18 protein-coding genes are annotated in these 17,200 nt (G+C 70.1%); 12 read left to right on the top strand and 6 right to left on the bottom strand.

What is annotated here, in order from left to right; genetic code table 11:
• The first annotated feature begins 1 nt into the window (after nt 1).
• Nucleotides 2-1,918 carry a M64 family metallopeptidase gene (locus ACTWOL_RS31860; RefSeq protein WP_474300316.1) on the top strand — a complete coding sequence of 639 codons (1,917 nt, stop codon included), beginning with the start codon at nt 2-4 and terminating at the stop codon, nt 1,916-1,918.
• Between the two features lie 7 nt (nt 1,919-1,925).
• Here the strand turns inward: ACTWOL_RS31860 and ACTWOL_RS31855 are convergent, their stop codons facing one another.
• The 3 genes from ACTWOL_RS31855 to ACTWOL_RS31845 form a co-directional block, all read right to left on the bottom strand.
• The gene (locus ACTWOL_RS31855) at nt 1,926-2,732 is read right to left on the bottom strand and encodes an SAM-dependent methyltransferase (RefSeq protein ID WP_474300315.1); all 807 of its coding nucleotides are present in this window, start codon (nt 2,730-2,732) and stop codon (nt 1,926-1,928) included.
• 126 nt (nt 2,733-2,858) lie between these two features.
• Nucleotides 2,859-3,095: a DUF397 domain-containing protein gene (locus tag ACTWOL_RS31850; RefSeq protein ID WP_474300314.1), complete on the bottom strand. Its 237-nt coding sequence runs from the start codon at nt 3,093-3,095 to the stop codon at nt 2,859-2,861.
• Complete coding sequence (locus tag ACTWOL_RS31845; RefSeq protein WP_474300313.1) at nt 3,096-3,956, bottom strand: helix-turn-helix domain-containing protein; 861 nt, start codon at nt 3,954-3,956, stop codon at nt 3,096-3,098.
• Between the two features lie 213 nt (nt 3,957-4,169).
• Between ACTWOL_RS31845 and ACTWOL_RS31840 the strand changes: the two genes are divergently transcribed.
• The 3 genes from ACTWOL_RS31840 to ACTWOL_RS31830 all read left to right on the top strand — a co-directional run bounded on the left by ACTWOL_RS31840 (nt 4,170) and on the right by ACTWOL_RS31830 (nt 6,013).
• Nucleotides 4,170-4,628 carry an ATP-binding protein gene (locus tag ACTWOL_RS31840; protein ID WP_474300312.1) on the top strand — a complete coding sequence of 153 codons (459 nt, stop codon included), beginning with the start codon at nt 4,170-4,172 and terminating at the stop codon, nt 4,626-4,628.
• Nucleotides 4,629-4,633: 5 nt separating this feature from the next.
• Complete coding sequence (locus tag ACTWOL_RS31835) at nt 4,634-5,044, top strand: hypothetical protein (protein ID WP_474300311.1); 411 nt, start codon at nt 4,634-4,636, stop codon at nt 5,042-5,044.
• A gap of 147 nt (nt 5,045-5,191) precedes the next feature.
• Nucleotides 5,192-6,013, top strand: a complete 822-nt coding sequence (locus ACTWOL_RS31830) for a metallophosphoesterase family protein (protein WP_474300310.1) — start codon at nt 5,192-5,194, stop codon at nt 6,011-6,013.
• Between the two features lie 57 nt (nt 6,014-6,070).
• Here ACTWOL_RS31830 and ACTWOL_RS31825 read toward each other — a convergent pair whose 3' ends face one another.
• Nucleotides 6,071-6,523: a universal stress protein gene (locus tag ACTWOL_RS31825; protein WP_474300309.1), complete on the bottom strand. Its 453-nt coding sequence runs from the start codon at nt 6,521-6,523 to the stop codon at nt 6,071-6,073.
• Between the two features lie 273 nt (nt 6,524-6,796).
• On the opposite strand from ACTWOL_RS31825, the gene ACTWOL_RS31820 reads away from it, so the two are divergent.
• From ACTWOL_RS31820 to ACTWOL_RS31800, 5 genes are all read left to right on the top strand, one after another.
• Entirely contained in the window at nt 6,797-7,276 is a 480-nt protein-coding gene (locus tag ACTWOL_RS31820; protein WP_474300308.1) for a FluC/FEX family fluoride channel, read from the top strand.
• Nucleotides 7,273-7,614 (top strand): DUF190 domain-containing protein, encoded by a 342-nt coding sequence (locus tag ACTWOL_RS31815; RefSeq protein ID WP_474300307.1) that lies wholly within the window; start codon nt 7,273-7,275, stop codon nt 7,612-7,614. Before ACTWOL_RS31820 ends, ACTWOL_RS31815 begins: the two co-directional genes overlap by 4 nt.
• 2 nt (nt 7,615-7,616) lie before the next feature.
• Entirely contained in the window at nt 7,617-7,991 is a 375-nt protein-coding gene (gene crcB / locus ACTWOL_RS31810; RefSeq protein ID WP_474300306.1) for a fluoride efflux transporter CrcB, read from the top strand.
• Nucleotides 7,992-8,834: 843 nt separating this feature from the next.
• Entirely contained in the window at nt 8,835-9,416 is a 582-nt protein-coding gene (locus tag ACTWOL_RS31805; RefSeq protein ID WP_474300305.1) for a nucleotide triphosphate diphosphatase NUDT15, read from the top strand.
• Nucleotides 9,413-11,041 carry a sigma-70 family RNA polymerase sigma factor gene (locus tag ACTWOL_RS31800; protein WP_474300304.1) on the top strand — a complete coding sequence of 543 codons (1,629 nt, stop codon included), beginning with the start codon at nt 9,413-9,415 and terminating at the stop codon, nt 11,039-11,041. Before ACTWOL_RS31805 ends, ACTWOL_RS31800 begins: the two co-directional genes overlap by 4 nt.
• A 180-nt stretch (nt 11,042-11,221) precedes the next feature.
• Here the strand turns inward: ACTWOL_RS31800 and ACTWOL_RS31795 are convergent, their stop codons facing one another.
• Complete coding sequence (locus ACTWOL_RS31795; RefSeq protein ID WP_474300303.1) at nt 11,222-11,770, bottom strand: nuclear transport factor 2 family protein; 549 nt, start codon at nt 11,768-11,770, stop codon at nt 11,222-11,224.
• Nucleotides 11,767-12,966, bottom strand: coding sequence for an alpha/beta hydrolase family protein (locus ACTWOL_RS31790; protein WP_474300302.1), 1,200 nt, complete (start codon nt 12,964-12,966; stop codon nt 11,767-11,769). Before ACTWOL_RS31790 ends, ACTWOL_RS31795 begins: the two co-directional genes overlap by 4 nt.
• 779 nt (nt 12,967-13,745) lie before the next feature.
• On the opposite strand from ACTWOL_RS31790, the gene ACTWOL_RS31785 reads away from it, so the two are divergent.
• The 3 genes from ACTWOL_RS31785 to ACTWOL_RS31775 all read left to right on the top strand — a co-directional run bounded on the left by ACTWOL_RS31785 (nt 13,746) and on the right by ACTWOL_RS31775 (nt 17,199).
• Entirely contained in the window at nt 13,746-13,973 is a 228-nt protein-coding gene (locus tag ACTWOL_RS31785) for a hypothetical protein (RefSeq protein WP_474300300.1), read from the top strand.
• A gap of 209 nt (nt 13,974-14,182) precedes the next feature.
• On the top strand, nt 14,183-14,977 hold the full coding sequence (locus ACTWOL_RS31780) for a hypothetical protein (protein ID WP_474300299.1): 795 nt from the start codon (nt 14,183-14,185) through the stop codon (nt 14,975-14,977).
• A gap of 95 nt (nt 14,978-15,072) precedes the next feature.
• Entirely contained in the window at nt 15,073-17,199 is a 2,127-nt protein-coding gene (locus tag ACTWOL_RS31775; protein ID WP_474300298.1) for an NHLP family bacteriocin export ABC transporter peptidase/permease/ATPase subunit, read from the top strand.
• The last annotated feature ends 1 nt before the right edge of the window (nt 17,200 follow it).

The following is a 17,200-nucleotide window of genomic DNA, read 5'->3' as shown; positions in this document are numbered from 1 at the left end:
CATGAACATCTCCGGCACACGCCTTCGCAGCGCGGCACTGGCCCTCGCCACCGCGAGCGCACTGCTCCTGAGCGGTCTCACCGGCGCGGCACCACCCGCGGCCGCGGCGGATCAGGGCACCGGCGCGACCCAACGACTGACAGAGAGCGCCACTGTCGTCCCCGTCCAGAGCACCGGTCCCGCCGACAAACGGTTCAACCTCGTCTTCCTCGGCGACGGGTACACCGCCGCCGGGATGGACAAGTTCCGCGCCGATGTCGACAGACATCTCAAGGTGCTGTGGAGCACCGAGCCGTTCGCCTCGTACCGCTCGTACGTCAACGTCTGGGCGGTCGAGGTGCCGTCGCCCGAATCAGGCGTCGACTGCGATCCGTCCCTCGACTCACCCCGCCGTGACACCCCGCTGGGGATGGGCTTCTGGAACGGCTGTGATCCAGCCAGTGTGCAACGCCTTCTCACCGTCGACAGCGACGCCGCGACCACGCTCGCCGATCTGGTCACCGGCACGTCGAGCGCCAACCGCCAGATCGTGGCGCTCGGCAACAGCGAGACATACGGAGGCGCGGGCGGCACCTACGCCACCGCGTCCGGCGGCAACGCCCTGTCCTCACTCATCACCCCGCACGAGATCGGCCATTCGCTGGGCAAGCTCCAGGACGAGTACGACTACTACGGGCGCGGCGTCCCGGGCGGCACCTACCAAGGCGGAGAGCCCGCGTCGCTCCACCACACGCTTCTGACGGAGCAGCAGATGCGTGACCAGCGGGCCAAATGGTGGCGCTGGCTGGGCGAGAAGAGCGAAGCGGGCGGTGTCATCGGCCGTCACGAGGGCGGGATGTACAGCACCAAGGGCGTGTGGCGGCCCAGCAAGCACTCGATCATGAAGATGCTGGGCTATGCCTTCGACCAGGTCGAGCGCGAGGTGATGGTGCGGGCGATCTCGGCCAAGGTCTCTCTCGTCCAGGGGCACACCCCCAACTCCGGTGTCCTGGGCGCCGATCGGACCGTCTGGGTCGAGACAATGCATCCGCTGGGCGGGGAACTCGATGTGGTCTGGCGGCTCGACGGCCGCCCGCTGCGCCACGTACGGGGCGAGCGGACCCTCGATCTGCGCCGGCTCGGTCTGGGGCACGGCAGGCACACCCTCACGGCCACCGTCACCGATCCGACCCCGTTCGTGCGGGATCCCGCGGTCCGTGGATCGGATGCGCTGACCCGTACGGTGACCTGGACGATCGACCCGTCCGTGCGGACCGTGCACACCCCGGCCAGGGCCGCGTTCACCGGTCACACCGCCACCGAAATCCCGGTCGGCGCCTCCTCCGTGGTGTACGCGGACACCACCCACCCCACGGACCGGGCGTACGCGGTGCGCTGGTCGGTCGACGGCCGGCCGGTCGCGAACCCCGGCAACGACCGGGACCTGGATCTCGGGGCGCTGCGGCTGGGCCAGGGCACCCACTCGCTCACGGCGTGGATCCCGGGCTCGTCGTCCGTGCTGCGCTGGACCGTGGACGCGAGCCCGGCCGCCGGCAGCTACGAGCTGTCGAAGCCCCTGCGGACGGTGCACCGGCCGGGTCGGCCGCCCGAGTACGTCTACGACGGGCCGTTCACGATGCGGCTCACCGCGGCGGACGACCGGCCGGGCGCGATCGTCTCGCAGTTCCGGGTGGACGGTGACGGCTGGTACACGTACTACGGCTGGCCCACCGACGCCGACGCGCCGTTCCGTTTCACCCCGGGAGGCACGGTCATCGACGATCTCGTCTACGGCAAGCTCGGCACCCCTCGGGCCGTGCCCTGGGACGACGCCACCCCCGACTACGGCACCCACACCGTCGAGCACCGGACGATCGACGCGGCAGGGAACGTCAGCAGGGCCACGAGCTTCCTCGTCACCCTGCTGCGCGCGCCATGAGGCGGCGTCAGACGCGCGCCACGCCGGCGTAGCCCGGAATGGGAGCGTCGCCCATGACGTCGATGACCTCACCGAGCTCCGGGCGCCAGTCGGCGGTCAGCGAGACTCCCGGCTCGACGAGCTGGAGTCCGTCGAAGAACCGGGCGAACTCCGCGCGGGAGCGCAGGCGCAGAGTGAGCCCGCGCGCCGTGTACATCGCACGGGCCTGGACCGCCTTCTCCGGGTCGAAGTCCCCCGTGGTGTGCGACAGCACCAGGTAGCTGCCGGGCGCGAGCTGGTTGACCAGCCGGTCGACCAGCTCGAACGCCCCGTCCTCGTCGTCCACGAAGTGCAGCAGCGCGACCAGTGAAAGGGCGATCGGCCGGGAGAAGTCGAGGATCTTGCCTGCTGCTTCCAGGATGGTCTCGGGGTCACGGGCGTCGGCCTGGATGTACTCGGTGGCGCCCTCGGCACTGCTGCGCAGCAACGCCTCGGCGTGCGCCAGCACGATCGGGTCGTTGTCGCAGTAGACGACGCGGGACTCCGGGGCGACCTGCTGGGCTATCTGGTGCAGATTGGGCTCGGTGGGGATGCCGGTGCCGATGTCCAGGTACTGGCGGATGCCGTTCTCGCCGAGCCAGCGTGTGGCGCGGTGCATGAAGGCGCGGTTGACCCGCGCCATGTCGCGCCCGCGCGGCTCCAGGGCGAGGAGTTGCTGTGCCATCTCCTCGTCCACCGGGTAGTTGTCCTTGCCCCCGAGGAACCAGTCGTACATGCGGGCCGGGTGCGGCTTGCTGGTGTCGATCCGTATGGCGGCGGGGTCTTGCCCGGTCATCTGGCGTCTCCTGAAGTCAGCGGGGGGTGCGACGAGTGAGCGAACGGACTGCGGAACAGCACGTGAGAGTCGGGCAGTTCAGCCCGGGGCCCAATGGGCCGGTCAGTCAGGTCAGGTCAGGTCAAGTCAGGTCAGAAGGAAGTCTGCCTGACCCGACTTCGCTCCCTGGATGAAAGCGGCGATCTCGCCATGGGTGTAGATGAGCGCGGGGCCTTCAGGGTCGGCGGACTGGCGCACGGCGACCCTGCCGTCGGCCAGCTTCATGGCCTCGAAGCAGTTGCCGCCGTTGCCGCCGCTCCACGGCTTGTGCCAGCCCTCCGAGCCGAGCTCCCGGGCAGGCATGCCGTTGTATATGCGATCCATTCACAGCTCCTTGCGGACAGCCCGGAGGACGTCCTTCGTGCGTTGTGCGGTGGCGGCCTGGGCCGCCATGCGGTCCATGACCTCCAGGTGGGATGCCACCTCGGGGCGCGCGTCGAGATAGACCGCGCCGGTCAGGTACTCGCTGTAGACCATGTCGGGCAGTTCGGGCTCCGCGAACCGGAAGAGCACGAACGGTCCGTACGTGCCGGGGTGCGGTCCGGTGGCGAACTCCGCTATCTGGAGGGTGACGTTGGGCAGCTCGGTGGCCTTGAGAAGCCGGTCGATCTGAGCCCGCATCACCCTGGCGCCGCCGACGGGCCGTCGCAGAACCGTCTCGTCCATGATCACCCAGAATCTGGGCGCGCCGGGTCTGCCGAGCAGCCCCTGTCTCTCCATGCGCAGCGCGACATGGCGCTCGATGTCCTCAGTACTGGTGGCGCCGAGCGCTCCGCTGCTCATGACGCCGCGGGCGTACTCCTGCGTCTGGAGGAGTCCGGGGACGAAGTGGGGTTCATAGGCCCGGATCAGGCTCGCCGCCCCCTCCAGGCTGACGTACATGCTGAACCAGCCGGGCAGGACGTCGTGGAAGCGCTGCCACCAGCCGGGCTTGTTGGCGTCCTCGGCGAGCCGGACGAACTTCTCCGTCTCGTCGTCGTCGACGCCGTAGGTCCGCAGCAGCAATTGTACGTACGGGATCTTCAGGGCGACTTCGGCCGTCTCCATACGGCGCACGGTGGCTGGGGCGACATGGAGGACCTTCGCCGCCTCCTCGCGCCTCAGGCCGGCTCGCTCCCGCAGATCCTGCAGTCGCTTGCCGAGCACGACCTGTCCCACCGTGGGGGCGGACCGCGGCTCGCTCACTACAGACCTCCCCGACGCCATGTTCTCGATGCCACGACGAGTGTGCCATGCCGTTATGCCCCAGCACTCGACACTCTGCAATTTTCAGAGTGCCTCTTGCCAAGTGTCCTTATCCGGAGGAGAGTTACCGGGTGAACCAGTTCACGAGGCTGTCGCATGTCTGCCCGGGGAGAGGCATGACCGGCACCGCTTCCCCACCGTGAAGGATTGGTCGTGGCACCTGGTAACGCGCTCAGCCCGCAGCTCGTCGATCCCTTCGTCCCGCTGCCGGCCGGCCGCCGGTTCGGGTTCGAACTGCCGGGCCGGACCGACTCCGTTGCCCGGGCCCGCGGGCTGATCAGAGAGCGGATGAGGCGCTGGGGCATCGTGGAGGACCACCGGGACACGGCCGCACTGATCGCGTCCGAACTGTTCACCAACGCCGTGGTGCACACGGGCAGTGAGCGCGTCCTGTGCGAACTCCACAGCACCGACAGCCAGTTGCGTATCGAGGTACAGGACCAGGGCTGCCCGCCCGGACCACGACTGCACCGCCCGGCCGCGGAGGAGTACGGCCGCGGACTGCTGCTGGTGGACGCGATGAGCGCGGCCTGGGGAGCGCACGACGCCCGGCCGGGACCCGGAAGGATCGTCTGGGCGGAGCTGACGCTCGACGCGGGGCGCCCGTGCTGAGGACGATGACCTCACTGGTTTCCCGCGAGCGTGCGGCGGCAGGCACGGCCGCCGAGGGAACGCGCCTGGACGTCCCGGCGGGGCTTTCCGCCTCACTCGGCTACGACGCGGTGGGGCTGCCCGCGCGCTACGGACTGCGGACTCTGACACGGCTGCGGCACGCGGGCTGCGTGTTCTCTGACACGGACTGGTGGTGGTGGATCGTGCCGGAGGGCTCCGACCAGGAGCTCGAGTGGCCGCTGCCGTCCTATTACTCACGCGGCGCGCACGTACCGAGGCCCGCGCGACTGGTCCACTGGCCTGTCGACGCCAGTCCGTACAGCCCACCGATCCCGCTCTATCTGCTGGTGTGCCAGATCACGGGGATCGCACCGGTGTGGGCGCGCTACGGCCACAGAAGCACACAGGAGGCCTGAACCGGGCGGCGGCCCCAGGCCAACAGGTGTGTCCCTCCTACCGGCTGACATGCCCTCATCTCATCGGCGGCGCGAGCGGAAAGCCGCCCCCGCCGATGGGAGGATCGCCGGGATGTCCATCCTGCCGTCCGCACCACGGGGGTCGCGTTGTCCTTGCTCGCCATCAGTGATCTGCATGTCAACCATCCGGAGAACCGCAAGCACGTCGACAGTCTGCGCCCGGAGTCCGAAGACGACTGGCTGCTCATCGCCGGCGACGTCGGCGACCTGCTCGCGGACGTCGAGTGGGCGCTCGGGCTGCTCCGCGAACGGTTCGCCAAGGTCGTCTGGGCACCGGGGAACCACGAACTGTGGACCCTCCCCGCCGACCCGGTCCAGGCCCGCGGAGTCGAACGCTATGAGCTGCTCGTGGAGCTGTGCCGCCGGCTCGGCGTGCACACACCCGAGGATCCCTACCCGGTCTGGACCGGGCAGGACGGACAGTCCGTCGCCGTCGCACCGCTGTTCCTGCTGTACGACTACACCTTCCGCCCGGACGGCACCACCACCCAGGAGGAAGCCCTCGACCAGGCACGGAGTGCGCATGTCGTCTGCACCGACGAGTACATGCTGCACCCGGACCCCTACCCGGGCCGCGACGCCTGGTGCCGGGCCCGGCTGGAGCTGACACGCGCCCGGCTGGCGGCGGTGCCCCCGGAGTTGCCGACGGTGCTGGTCAACCACTATCCGCTGGTGCGCGAGCCGACCCGGGTGCTGAGGTACCCCGAATTCGCGCTGTGGTGCGGAACGGAGCACACCGCCGACTGGCACATCCGGTACCGGGCACGGGCGATGGTGTACGGGCATCTGCACATTCCCCGGACGACCCGTCACGACGGGGTGCCCTTCCACGAGGTGTCGGTGGGCTACCCCCGCGAATGGCGACCACGGGGCGGGGGGCCGGCCGCGCCGACGCGGGTGTTGTCCTGACCGTGCCTCCGGCGCTTCGGGTGGGCGGCCGCGCCCTGGCCGCCTGTTCTGGTGCCTTCAAAGTCCCGTCTGCCCGCCCTTCGGGCGGACGATGACCACGGGACAGGTCGCGTGGAGTGCGCAGTACTGGCTGACGGATCCAAGCAGTAGTCGCGCGATTCCGCTGCGACCCCGGCTTCCGACGACGAGGGCATCAGCGCCGTCGGCCGCCTCGAGCAGTGCCTCGCCCGGATTGCCGCGCAGGACGCACTGCCGCACCCCGGCAGGTGCCGGCCTGCCGAGTGCGTCGCGGATCGTGTCGTCGAGGCGGCTCTCCGCGGTTACGGTGTCGAACTCGTCCAGCGAGGGAGCCGGCCCTCCGTTGACCCCGGGCAGTTCGTACACCGTCACCACGTCCACGGTGGCCCCGATGAAACCGGCATAGCGCATCGCCCAGCGCAGCGCCGCGTGTGATGAGGGAGTGCCGTCCATTCCCACGACGACTCGAGGGCCTGCGACGTCGGTGTTCATACCGCTCACCTCCGGCAGCGTCCCCTTCTCCACGATGCGCGAATTCGTGGGCAGGCCGCCAGAGGGCGGAACGTCGGGGCACGAGTGAGCCGGGGACTCGAGAGGCCAGTGTGGTGCGAGAGGCTAGTGTGGTGTTTGCGGCACCTGAGGCGGCTGCCGCACGGCGGTGGGGCCCGCCGTACCCAACCGGGCACTGATGCCGCTCCAACGGTCCCTACTTGCAGCCGACAGCGCCCGCGTGTCCGGGCGCCCTGCGAGTAGGAGATACGCGTCATGACCGCCCGCCGCTACCCGTACGACTCCAGCGCCGAGGACGTCGAGGCACCTGAACCTGCACAGCGGTGGCAGGCATGGCGCGTGCAGGCTTCCGTGGTGGCCGCCGTGGCACTGGGCGGGGCCATAGGGGCATCGGGCAGATACGGGGCGTCACTGCTGTGGCCCACCGCGCCTTCCGGCTTTCCCTGGACGACGTTCTGGGTCAACGCCAGCGGTTGTGCGGTGATCGGCGCGTTCATGGTGATCATCAGTGAAGCCTGGGCCGCGCACCGTCTCGTGCGCCCCTTCTTCGGCACCGGGGTGCTGGGCGGCTACACCACCTTCTCCACCTACGCCGTGGACATCCAGCGCCTGGTGGATACGGACCATGCCCTCTCGGGGCTGGTGTATCTGGTGCTGACGCCTGTGGCGGCACTCTCAGCGGTGGCGATCGCGGCATCGGCCACACACCGCATCCTGATGTGGAGGACGAGATGACCAGACTGGCAGGCCACGCCCTTCGGTTGACGATCTTCGTCGGAGAGAACGATGCCTGGCATCACAAGCCCCTCTATACCGAGATCGTCCACAGAGCCCACGAGGACGGACTGGCCGGAGCCTCCGTCTTCCGCGGGATCGAGGGATTCGGTGCCTCCTCGCTGATCCACACCAGCCGGCTGCTGTCGCTCAGCGAGCACCTGCCCATCGCGATCGTGATCGTGGACAGCGAGGAACGCATCCGCACGTTCCTGCCTCAGCTCGACGACCTCGTCACCGAGGGCCTGGTCGTCCTCGATCAGTGCGAGGTAATCCGCTACGTCGGCAGGGAGGAATAGCAGTGGACTGGCCCCTCGTGATCGCCGGTGCGGCAGTCGGGGCGCCGCTCCGCTACCTCACGGACCGCGTCGTGCAGGCCAGACACGACACCGTCTTCCCCTGGGGAACCTTCGCCGTCAACGCCTTCGGCAGCTTCGTACTCGGGCTGGTGGCCGAAGCCGCCACCGCGGGCGCCGCCTCGCACCAGGTCGCACTCCTCCTGGGCACCGGATTCTGCGGAGCGCTGACCACCTACTCGACGTTCTCCTACGAGACCCTGCGGCTGGTCCAGGACGGCGCGAAACTCCTGGCCGCGATCAACGTCATCGCCAGTGTTCTGGCCGCCCTGGGAGCGGCGTTCATCGGGGCGGCGGTGGGCAAAGCACTCTGGCCATGACACCCGCGGCACGCGGTGACGCTGCGCTGGGCGGTTCCGGGTGGGTTGCCGCTGCCCGGGTTGGCGCCCGGTGTGTCCGTCCTCAATCGCCGGACGGGCTTCAGTGTGTGGGGGTTGCCCGGTGCGTTGTCGGTGAGGTTGGGGGACTCTGCGGGGCTCGTATGCGACGACGGCATGATTTACGTCGCGCCCACCCGGACCAAGAAGGCACCGCTGCCGATGCGCGACACAATGGGGGTCCCCCCGGACGAAGTCTGGGGGGGAGCTCTAGTGTCTCTGCACACGACCCCTCCGAGTCCCCCCTTCCCACGCAACGGCAGGCACCCTGGGGCGAAGCGGTGCAGATCGGCTCGGGCCGCGCTTGACGCCCCCCGAGGGCAACCGGCCCCCGCCTTCGGGCAAGGGGCCGTGGAGGGGTCGTGTCCGGGACACTAGAGCGTGATTTGTGGCGCGCAACGCGAACGGTGCCATGACGGCAGGGGCAAGGCGCGCCGTAAATCATGCCGTCCAGGACGCGAGCCCCGGAACGGCACCAACCCCACCGACACAACACCGGGCACGCCCACACACCCAAGCCCGTCTGGGGGTCCCCCCGGACGGAGTCTGGGGGAGATTGAGGACGGACACACCGGGCGCCAACCCGGCACCGCCCACCCCGCAGAGGTACCCGCACCACCGCACCGCGCGGCGTAACCCGGGCAACCCGGGCAAGCCAGACACCCGCGCCCCGAACCGCACCACGCCGCGTGCCGGTTGCGTCACAGCGGCCTCCCCCGCCTCCCCCGTACGATCGGGCATCGCCGCGCCCCGCCGCGTGCGGCGAGACCGCCCGGAAGGCAGAAGGTGACCGACACCGCCAGCAGTTCCCCGACCGCAGGGCCCGGTGGAGCCGAGCGTCCTGCCCGCGCCTTTCCCACTCCCAACGCGCTGGCCGGCATCGGCATGATCGTCGTCGACCCAGCCGGCCGGATCCTCCTCGGCCTCGGACACGACGGCCGCTGGGAACTCCCCGGCGGGAAGGTCGACCTCGGCGAGAGCTTCGAACAGGCGGGAGCGCGCGAGCTGGCCGAGGAAACGGCGCTGCGGGTCCCCGAGGAGCAGGTGTCCGTCATCGCCGTGGTCCTGGACGGCGAGCGGGGTATCCCCAGGATCTCGGCCGCGGGGCTGGTGCTGAATGTCGAGGGCGAGCCCCGGGTCACCGAACCGGACAAGATCGTGCGCTGGCAGTGGCACCAATCGGAGGACATTCCGGGCGAACTATTCGAACCCTCCGCAGCGGTTCTCCGCGCTTGGCGATCCGATCTAACACTTCCGAAGGTTCATACGTACTCCTATCCGATTTCTGTTATCGGGATGGAGGCACGGCGTCTCCCTTCTGACGGACGAGACATGCCCGAGCCCAGGAAGAGAGTGGACACAGCGTGAGCAGCGAACGCGAAGCCGAATTGGTCGAGGCGGCCCAGGCCGGAAGCCAGCAGGCGCAGGACCGGCTCGTCGCCGAGTACCTTCCGCTGGTCTACAACATCGTGGGCCGGGCTCTGAACGGCCACGCGGACGTGGACGACGTGGTCCAGGAGACCATGATCCGCGTCCTCGGCGGTCTCGACGGACTGCGCAGCCCCGAGAACTTCCGCAGCTGGCTGGTCGCCATCACGATGAACCAGATACGCGGCCACTGGCGGGAGCGCCGCTCGGACGCGATACCCACCGGCGCCGGCACGGGCGACACCACCTACGACGTCGTCGACCCCGGCGCGGACTTCGTGGACCTGACGATCATGCGCCTCGGGCTCTCCGGCCAGCGCAAGGAGACCGCCGCGGCCACCCGCTGGCTGGACGAGGACGACCGCGTGCTGCTGTCGCTGTGGTGGCTGGAGGCCGCGGGCGAGCTGTCGCGTGCGGAAGTCGCCGAGGCGATGGAGCTGACTCCCCAGCACACCGCGGTACGGGTGCAGCGCATGAAGGCGCAGCTGGAGACGGCGCGTGTGGTCGTCCGCGCCCTCGAGGCCGACCCCCGCTGTGTGCTCCTCGAGCCGATAGCCGCCTCCTGGGACGGCATACCCTCGGCCCTCTGGCGCAAGCGCCTGGCTCGTCACGCCCGCGACTGCACGGTCTGCGCGGGCCACTGGTCGAACCTGGTGCCCGCCGAGGGCCTGCTGGTGGGCCTCGGCCTCGTCCCGGTGGCGGCCGCGCTCGCCGACACGCTGGCGTCCCCCGCTCTGACGACCACGGCCGCCCACGCCGCTTATCCGGGCTCTGCCCACGGCGGCCACTCCGCCTCCTCCTCCGCGGCCCACGCGTCTTCGCCTTCCCGGACCCAGGCCCGGCTGGAGCGTGCCGGTCGCCGGCGCCGTACCACGGCCGTGGCGGCCACCGTCGCCGTCCTGGTCGTCGGTGGTGGAACGGTCGTCATGCTGAGTGGCCCCGACGAGAAGACCGAGCAGCCCTCGACCGCCGCCGCGCCGGCCGCTTCTCCGTTGCTCCCCAGCGACTCACCGAGTCCGTCCGCGTCCCCCAGTCTTTCGGCCTCGCCCTCCCCCAGCGCCAAGCCGAGCCCCAGCAAGTCCTCGGCCAAGCCGTCCTCGAGCCCGAGCAAGGCCAAGCCCAAGACCCCGCCGAAGCCGGATCCCAAGCCCCAGCCGCAGGACCCGCAGCCGCCCGCTTCGGGCAGCGACGCCGAGCAGGTCATCGCGCTGGTCAACAGCGAGCGCGCCAAGGCGGGATGCGGCCCCGTGAGCAACAACGGCAAGCTCGCCGCGGCCGCGACGAACCACTCCGACGACATGGCCGCCCGCGGTTTCTTCGACCACACCAACCCGGACGGCGAGGACCCCGGCGACCGCATCACCGACGCCGGCTACCGGTGGAGCACCTACGGCGAGAACATCGCACGGGGCCAGCAGAGCCCCTCCTCCGTGATGGACTCCTGGATGAACAGCCCCGGCCACAAAGCCAACATCCTCAACTGCTCCTTCAAGGAGCTGGGTGTCGGCATCCACAACGGGTCCGGCGGCCCCTGGTGGACGCAGGCGTTCGGCTCGCAGCTCTGACCGACGGCGGCCGGGCTGGATCTCCAGCGGCGGGCGCGGCAGTTCGGATGCGCCGCGCCCTCGCCTCGGAGCGTGTCACGCCCTCGCCTCGGAGCGGGCCACGCCCACCAAGCCCCCGCCGGACCGCGTCCGGCCCCGTCACCCCCGCGGAGTCCCGGCCGGTCGGTCGCGGACGGGCCGTCAGGCCCCGTGGTTCCGGCCGTGGCCGGCCAGCCTGTTGAGCGGCCCGTCGGCGAGGGTGTCCCGCTGGTCCACCACGACCGGCAGTCGTGACAGCACGCCCGGATCGATCAGCCCGGTCTGACCGAACACGGAGGCCTGGTCCCAGTAGATGTGCTCGCTCGCGATCAGGGGGCCGTCGAACGAGACCACGGCGATGACGGCGATGACCACGGGCCGTCCGGTCGGGGCGGTACCGGGCAGGATCCAGGGCACCTCGACGTCGTGGGTGAAGGAGACGAGCATCTCGTCGACGATGCGGTCGTGCCCCGTGGTGCGGCTCACCGTCGCGATGGTGAAGTCGTCAGGGTTGCGCCCCACGAACCAGCGCCGGTAGAAGTCGCTCACGGCTGCCCGCCCGCGTGCCCCCATGGCCGTGGGCACATGCAGCACGACGGGTGCGTCCGTCATCGTCGCCATCGTCGCCCCGACGTCGAGGGTGATGAACTCGCTGCTGGTGTGCAGGTCCCAGATACGTTCCAGCTCGGCGGGACCGGGGACGGCACTCACGAGAGCTCCTGGGTCCGCAGGGTGATGTCCAGCCAGTCGAAGGCCCGCTGGTCGAACAGCGAGCGGTTCCACGCCTGGCAGTGGCCTCCTGCGCCGTCCTCTGCCCGGAACCGCACCAGCGTCTTGGGGCATGTCAGCGCGTCGAGGAGCAACTCCGCCTGCGCCGAGAGGGGGTCGGAGTCGTTCGCCACGACGAGGGTGGGGCAGCTGATGCCGGCGGCGACGCCGGACAGGCGGTAGCGGTCCATCTCGAGGACGTACGCGCCCAGTGAGTCGAGCCCGTGCACCCACAGGGCGCGCTGGACCAGGCGCCAGCGGGCCACGGGGTCGTCGGCGATCGGTGCGAGGAGCGCGTCGAGCTCCTTGGGGTCGGCGTCGGGCAGCATGTCCCTCAGTTCCCGCGGCAGGGGCATGGCGTCGAGGGGGTCGAACAGCCCAGGGTCGGCGACCAGAGCGGCGACCCGGTCGTCCCCCGAGACCCCGCGCGGCGCGAGATAGCCCCCGAAACTCCATCCCATGACGGCGATGCGTCCGGCGTCGACCTCGGGCCTGCCGACGGCGTAGTCGACGACCGGGCGCAGCACGGTCTCCCAGTCGGGGCGCATCCTCAGACCCTGCTGCACCAGCGCACGACCCTGGCCGGGGCCGTCCACGAGGAGGCAGGCGTAGCCGCGGCGCACCGCGGGCAGGGCGTGGGCCCAGTACATCTCGTGGATGTTGGAGTCATAGCCGTTGACGGCGACCACCGTCGGGCGTGCGACGGTCCTGTCGTCGTCCGGCAGACAGAGGCATCCCGGCAGTGTGGTGTCCTCGAAGGGGACCTCGACGAGCTCGACGGGGCGGGACGCCAGGGCCGCGTACTTCCGGAAGCACTCCTGCTCCCGCTTGAAGGCCGCCGACAGCCGCGGGTCCACGGGAAAGCCGAACAGCGGCTGGTACGACATGCGGTTGTACGTGGTGGCCCGCCAGAACCCGTCGGCCGCGCTGACCCGGTGCCCCTGCGCGGCACTGCTCACGGCCGCCGCGGCGACCCGGGATGCGACAGCCGACCACGCACGGTGCCAGGCGTCGCGGTCGCCGTGCCCGATGTGTCCGGCGGCGACCTCGCATTCGCCGTACTCGGCGCCGCCGCGGCCGATCAGCATCAGAGCCCGCTCGGCGTGCATCTGGAACAGCGGGTCGTCGAAGAGCTGCATGGCGGAACCTCATCGCGGGACGGACGGACACAGGGGCGCTCGGGCACCTAGGGGGTTTCCGATGGATCTCCGTGGAGGAAGGAGCGGCGTCCGGTACGTGCTCTCGGCGCGCCGGCCAGAAGCTCTCGTACGGGACGTACTTGGGCTTTCGGCCGGTGCGGCGAGAGTGCGTACCGGGCGTCGCGACGCCGCGGAGATCCGTCAGAAGCCCCCTAAGGGCTGTCCGGGCCGTTGCCGGACCGACCCGGTCGATCCTTCACCGGCCGCGGTCCATACGGCCGAGGCGCGCCGTGCGCGGGGCCAACCGGGTCGCGCTTGCCTCCACACAGGCGCCCGCTGACCTGCGGACACAGCGGAACGCCATCTTCCGCAAACCTGCACATTGAACACTCAACCACTGCACGGGGGCTGAGTGCCGCTCAGCGGCCCCGGCGCGCTTGGCACCTTGACTGACCATTGGAACCGGAGTGTCCGATTCCGTGCGCCGCCTCCGGACGGGGTGAAAGGAATTCGGCCCGTGAAGCTTGTGAAGGAGTCGGCACCGATACGTGGACGCGCCTGCACGTGAACTTAATTCCATAACCGATCCGACGCCTGCGGGCAGTTGCCCGATTGGATGTGTGGCGCGTCGGCGTGCTTTGATCCAGCGCACTGCGGGAGTTGCGCCAAGGGTTCTCGAAAATTCGGGCATCCGCACGACCGCCGACGCGGCCGGATCGTATTCCGGCGGAGCCGGCCGCGGCCTTTTGAGTAATATCCACATGAAGGGAACCTCGATCATGGACTTCACCCCCCAGGTTGAGACCGCGGAGATCTCCGACGCCGACCTCGACAACGTCTCCGGCGGTCTGTACAGCGCCGTCGCCAGCGGTGTGGCGGGCAACGTAACCTCCACCCTCGACTCCGTCGCCCCGGTTTCCGGCCTGGTCGGCACGGTCGTCGGTACCGTCGAGGGCGCCACCGGCCTCAACACCGGTGCCGTGACGGGCCTGGTCGCCGGTCTCTGAGCCGGTCCGTGTGAGCCCCGGAACCACCACCGTTCCGGGGCTTGCCGCAGTTTTCACATCCTGAACCGGATCTGTGCAGGCGAGGGAAGAGTTACGTGCAGTTCCGCCAAAAGGCCCTTTCCAAGCTGCAATCACCCGAAGAAATCGATCTGCCGGTGCGATTTGCCCGGCCGCAGGGATGGCTTGTCCTGAGCGTCACGCTTGTCGCGATGACGGCCGCATGTATCTGGGCGGTAAAGGGTTCCGTTTCGTCCACTCTCACCGCTCCGGGGATTCTTACGCACGCCCAGGGCAGTTATGTCCTGCAGAGTCCGGTCGGTGGGCAGATCACCGAAGTGCTGGCCCAGGAGGGCAAGCGGCTGCCGGCGGGTGCGCCGCTGCTGAAGGTACGTACGACTCCGTCGGACCCCGAAGATTCGTCGGACTCCCGCGGTTCGTCGGACCCCGAGGGTTCCCCGGACTCCGGCGATCCGTCCGCGACGGACGGGACACCGGACGCGAAGGTCGAGACCGTGATCCGCACCCTCGCCGCCGGGCGGCTCACCGCCCTCTCCGTCGGCATCGGTGCCGTCGTCACCACCGGGTCGGATGTGGCGGTCGTCGAACGCGTCGGCACGTCCGGAGCCCCGCTGCGGGCGATGCTCTATGTACCCGGCGACAGCGGTGCGGCGATCCCCGTCGGCGCCCGCGTCGACCTCACCGTGCAGTCCGTGCCGGCGCAGCGGTACGGAGTGCTGCGCGGCCGGGTCGAGGCCGTCGGCCGGACCACCCAGACCCGCCGGCAGATCGCCGCCTTCCTCGGTGACGCCCAACTCGGCGAGCAGTTCTCCCGGCAGGGCCGTCCCGTGCCGGTCGTGGTGCGACTCGAGCCGTCATCCGCCGCCGAGTCCGGCTACCGCTGGTCGTCGCGGAACGGCCCGCCGTACCCCGTCGACTCCATGACCCTCACCACCGGCGCCGTCCACCTGGCCGACCAGCGCCCGATCGACTGGATGCTGCCGTGACCGGCTCACCACCCCGACCGCGTGGACACGGCCGCCGCCGGGCACGCCCCGCCCCGCCCGCGCCGCGCCCCCGGAAGGCCGTCCACACCCCGACCGTGCTCCAGATGGAGGCCGTCGAGTGCGGCGCCGCCACACTCGCCATGGTGCTCGGCCACTACGGCCGGCACGTCCCGCTGGAAGAGCTGCGCATCGCCTGCGGAGTCTCCCGGGACGGCTCGAGGGCGAGCAACATCCTCAAGGCGGCCCGCAGCTACGGTCTGCAGGCCAAGGGCATGCAGATGGAACCAGCCGCGCTCGCCGGGGTGCGCCCGCCGGCCATCCTGTTCTGGGGGTTCAACCACTACGTGGTCTACGACGGCATGGGGCGCCGCCTCGGCCGCCGCGGCGTGCACATCAACGACCCCGACAAGGGACGCCGTTTCGTGCCGATGGAGGAGTTCGACACCAGCTTCACCGGCGTGGTCCTGGTCCTCGAACCCTCCGAGGGCTTCCGCAAGGGCGGCAGACGGCCCGGAGCGCTGCGCACCGTCCCCGCTCGGCTGCGCGGCACCACCGGCACCATGCTCGCCGCGCTGCTCGCCAGCCTGCTGCTGGTCGCGGTCGGCGCGGCGCTGCCCGCGCTGAGCCGTACGTACATCGATCTGTTCCTGGTGGGCCGTCAGACCTCCCTGCTCGGTGTCCTCTTCGCCTCGATGGGCACGATGGTGGCGCTGACCGCGGTGCTCACCGGTCTCCAGCAGGCCAATCTGCTGCGCGGACGGCTCATCTCGTCGACGCTGGGCAGTGCCCGCTTCCTGCGGCATCTGCTGCGGCTGCCGGTCACGTTCTTCGCCCAGCGCAGCCCGGCCGACCTGGTGCAGCGCCTGCAGTCCAACGACACGGTCGCCGAGACGCTCGCCCGGGACCTCACCGCCTTCGGCGTGGACGGGATCGTGGTGGTCCTCTACGCGCTGCTGCTGTGGACCTACGATCCGCAGCTCACCGTCGTCGGTGTACTGATCGCCCTGCTCAACGTGGTCGCGATGCGGGTGGTGGTACGGCTGCGGGCGACCCGCACCCAGAAGCTCCGCGCCGACAGCGCCCGGCTCACGAACACCTCGTACACCGGTATCCAGCTGATCGAGACCATGAAGGCCACCGGCGGCGAGGCGGGCTTCTTCCGGCGCTGGTCCGGGCAGCACGCCACCACCCTGGAGGAGCAGCAGAGGCTCGGCGTGCCGAGTGCGGCGCTCGCCGTCGTGGCCCCGGCCCTCGCCACCCTCAACAGCGCGCTCATCCTGTGGATCGGCGGTCTGCGGGCCGTGGAGGGCCATGTCTCGATCGGTCTGCTCGTCGCCTTCCAGGCGCTGGTGACCCGATTCACCGCGCCGATCACCCGGCTCAACGGGATGGCGGGCCGCATCCAGGATTTCGCCGCCGACGTGACCCGGCTCAAGGACGTGGAGAACTTCCCCGCGGACAGCCTGTACACCCGGCGCGAGCCGCCCGCGAGCACCCGCAGACTGACGGGCCACGTCGCCCTCGACGACATCACGTTCGGCTACAGCCCGCTCGACAAACCCCTCCTCACCGGCTTCTCCCTGGCGGTCGGGCCGGGTCGGCAAGTCGCCCTCGTCGGCGGCTCCGGCAGCGGCAAGTCCACCGTCTCGCGGCTGATCGCCGGGCTCTACAGCCCCTGGGAGGGGACGATCCGGATCGACGGGCGCCGCTTGGACGAGATCCCGCGCGGGGCACTCGCGGCCTCGGTGTCCTTCGTCGACCAGGACGTCTTCCTCTTCGAGGGAACCGTCCGGGACAACGTCGCGCTGTGGGACCCGTCGATCCCGGACGAGGCAGTGGCCGAGGCGCTGAAGGACGCCGCCCTGTACGAGGTCGTCGCACGGCGGCCAGGCGGCATCCACAGCCGGGTGGAGCAGGACGGCCGCAACTTCTCCGGCGGGCAGCGCCAGCGACTGGAGATCGCCCGTGCACTGGTGCGCCGGCCGAGCGTGCTGGTCCTGGACGAGGTGACCAGCGCTCTCGACGCGGAGACCGAACAGCTCGTCATGGACAATCTGCGACGACGCGGCTGCGCCTGTGTGGTCATCGCGCACCGGCTGAGCACGGTGCGCGACAGCGACGAGATCGTGGTGCTCGACCACGGCTCGGTACTGGAGCGAGGGCGCCACGAGGAGCTGATGGCGCACGGTGGCGCCTATGCCGGACTGGTCAAGGAGCACTGAC

The sequence above is a fragment of the Micromonospora sp. IBHARD003 genome, assembly GCF_056106285.1.
This window is presented reverse-complemented; position numbering and strand designations above follow the sequence as displayed.

Coding starts and splice junctions, on each gene's coding strand:
- ACTWOL_RS31850 (WP_474300314.1), bottom strand. CDS start 3,095: ATGGATCGCATATACAACGGCATGCCTGCCCGGGAGCTCGGCTCGGAG.
- ACTWOL_RS31815 (WP_474300307.1), top strand. CDS start 7,273: ATGACCAGACTGGCAGGCCACGCCCTTCGGTTGACGATCTTCGTCGGA.
- ACTWOL_RS31780 (WP_474300299.1), top strand. CDS start 14,183: ATGACGGCCGCATGTATCTGGGCGGTAAAGGGTTCCGTTTCGTCCACT.
- ACTWOL_RS31785 (WP_474300300.1), top strand. CDS start 13,746: ATGGACTTCACCCCCCAGGTTGAGACCGCGGAGATCTCCGACGCCGAC.
- ACTWOL_RS31790 (WP_474300302.1), bottom strand. CDS start 12,966: ATGCAGCTCTTCGACGACCCGCTGTTCCAGATGCACGCCGAGCGGGCT.
- ACTWOL_RS31855 (WP_474300315.1), bottom strand. CDS start 2,732: ATGACCGGGCAAGACCCCGCCGCCATACGGATCGACACCAGCAAGCCG.
- ACTWOL_RS31825 (WP_474300309.1), bottom strand. CDS start 6,523: ATGAACACCGACGTCGCAGGCCCTCGAGTCGTCGTGGGAATGGACGGC.
- ACTWOL_RS31835 (WP_474300311.1), top strand. CDS start 4,634: ATGACCTCACTGGTTTCCCGCGAGCGTGCGGCGGCAGGCACGGCCGCC.
- ACTWOL_RS31860 (WP_474300316.1), top strand. CDS start 2: ATGAACATCTCCGGCACACGCCTTCGCAGCGCGGCACTGGCCCTCGCC.
- ACTWOL_RS31820 (WP_474300308.1), top strand. CDS start 6,797: ATGACCGCCCGCCGCTACCCGTACGACTCCAGCGCCGAGGACGTCGAG.